This window comes from Vibrio sp. SG41-7 (assembly GCF_014164465.1).
Classification (GTDB): Bacteria; Pseudomonadota; Gammaproteobacteria; order Enterobacterales; family Vibrionaceae; genus Vibrio; species Vibrio splendidus.
In genome coordinates this window covers 1-299 of sequence record NZ_JACJFF010000395.1, presented here as the reverse complement: position 1 = coordinate 299, position 299 = coordinate 1, and the positions used below count along the sequence as shown (strand labels likewise).

1 rRNA gene is annotated in these 299 nt (G+C 36.5%); it reads right to left on the bottom strand.

From position 1 onward, the window contains the following. Positions 1-105 (bottom strand): 23S ribosomal RNA (locus H5300_RS27315); the annotation flags it as partial. Positions 106-299 lie beyond the last annotated feature (194 nt).

Sequence of the window (299 nt, the reverse complement as noted above, 5' to 3'; positions counted from 1 at the left end):
ACTCAAAAGGTTATTACTACCTAATCTGGGCTTATCGCAAGTTATTACGCCTTTCATCGCCTCTGACTGCCAAGGCATCCACCGTGTACGCTTAGTCACTTAACCATACAACCCGAAAGGGTCTTGTGTATGATACAAATTTGCTTTCACTTTTAAAAAGTGAAGACAAAAAGCAACCAAGGTTTTTGGTTGTCATCAAGAAGGGTTAATTCTTGATGACTGTTTGCCGGACTCAATTTACTTTTTGTTTCCACTTTTTAATAAAAAGTAGAATCAAAAAATGAACAATCATTTCTGAT